This is a genomic window from Microcoleus asticus IPMA8 (assembly GCF_013179805.1).
GTDB lineage: Bacteria > Cyanobacteriota > Cyanobacteriia > Cyanobacteriales > Microcoleaceae > Microcoleus > Microcoleus asticus.
The window spans coordinates 1-2015 of the sequence record NZ_SRRZ01000281.1; the positions used below are offsets into that span (position 1 = coordinate 1).

General features: G+C 48.9%; 1 protein-coding gene. It reads right to left on the minus strand.

The genetic code is table 11. The features are described 5' to 3' along the window. Positions 1-2015: right-handed parallel beta-helix repeat-containing protein (locus tag E5S67_RS33870; RefSeq protein WP_246277098.1), on the minus strand; the 2015-nt coding region annotated here is incomplete at both ends.

Here is a 2015-nt window from a genome sequence, read left to right on the forward strand (position 1 = left end):
CACATTAGAAATCCCTTGATATTCAATTTTCCGCACTAGGTAGTCGGAACCATCGTTTTTGAAGGAGGTGGCGGCGTAGGCAGCGGTGGGGCTATCGTAGGCTTTGGTGGAGAACCGCAGTTCGTCAAAAGTAGCGCCGCCCAGAGAGTCTCCTACTATCTGGAATTTGAAACTGCCATCGGTGCGATCGCCAATGAAAGTCACTCCATTTGAAGACACACCGATCGCTTTTGGAGCGCTCGGAGCGTTGAGGCGAGCGATCGTAAAATTGGTGGCTGGTACCAGAACCCCATTATTAAAGATTTGCACGAAAGCAACTTCATTGCCTTGATCGCCCAAACCCGGACTTGTTGTGGGAGTCAATCCACTCAGGTCGATCGTTGTGCTAGTGATGTCTTGGTTATCTGCCCATTTCACCTTCAGCGCCTGAGATTGATTGGTGTTGGGGTTATGGTTGATTTCCGCCCGAATTTTCCTGGCGTCGGTGAACCAACCATCATAAGAGGATGGGACACCAATACCACCGGTACTGCCGTAGCTCAACCAGCTTTTAGGGTTTTCGTTGCTTGCTAAGGTGAGGTTGCTGATGACATTCGGGTTAAGGTAGTCAGTTTCCACGCCATCAAAAGCTATCCCAGACAGTTTGATGCCTTGATTCTGGGCGGCCGAAGGCCATTGTGCGATCAGGTCACTGACACTGCTGTAATTATTTGTTTGACCCAAAGAACCAGTAAGAGTCGGCGCGGGAGTGGGAGTGGGAGTCGGCGTCGGAGTAGGAGTCGGCGTGACTGTAGGATTAAATTCATAAGCGCCAATATCAACGATCGCACTTCCGTTATTATCACCATCTTGAGGGCGACTCACACCGCGCTGATCTGCAGCCGGCGCGCCCGCACCAGTACCCGTATCAATTGCCGGACTTCCTGTTAGCAGCGGCAGCACGAAAGCGCCGTTAATATTTTGCAAAGGGCCGAGTAAGGGGTCTGCGATCGTCACATTTGCCGTAACATTACTATCATTAGGATCTCCCACCGTCAGTTTAGCGGGAAATTGAAGATTGTTTCCCCCATCGATTAGCTCCCGTCCAGTGTGCTGCCTAGTTTTAAAAGAGTTACTTGCCGTATTCCTATCAAAAATCGAATTTTTGACAGTAATTGGCGATTTCACAGGATCGTTAAAAGTAGCAATACCTCCCGAAAATTCAGCGGTATTCTTAGCAAAAGTCGAATTGACGATGTTAGTCGAAAAGGAATCTCTGTTAGCGACAAGCATTCCTCCGCCCTGCTTAGCAGCGCTGTTGCCGGAAAATGTACTGTTGACAATGCTGATGTTTCCATTCCCTCCCGACCACAAACCGCCACCACCATCTTCAGCTTGGTTATTAGCAAAAGTGCAGTTTGTTACAGTAAAATCCGCATTTCCCTGACGGATAGCACCTCCCAAACCTCCAGTTCCTGCTGCATCCTTAACAGCTTTATTATTAATAAAAGTGCTATTTTCCAAGACAATTTTATCTGGCAAATAACCAAACAAAAAGGCTGCGCCTCCTTCTCTCGCTCCGATATTGCCATCAAAAACGCTGTTGCGGATAGCAATAGTTCCGGCAACAGGGCCAGGGGTTGCATTGGGACCCGAAGCATTAGCGCCATCGACGTAAACTGCCCCGCCAACGCCTTTATCTGTCTCGTTACCGGTGAATTTAGAGTTGTCGATCGTCATGCTGCCCAACAGGTTATTAACAGCTCCGCCGTAGCTGCCTTTGTTGTTGGTAAATTCGCTATCTGTGATAGTCAGAACACCCCCACTTTTGGTGGCGATCGCACCGCCACCGCGTTCGGTATTATCTGCTAGCGAACCGTCATTGCCGCTAAACTTGCTGTTAATTACAGTCGTCGTGCTGCGGAAACCCGTGTAAATGCCGCCACCAAAACCGGCAACATTATTATTGACTTGGCAATTTTCTAAAGTTAAAGTGCTGCTACTTCCTGTTTGAATGCCACCACCGGCGCTAGTTG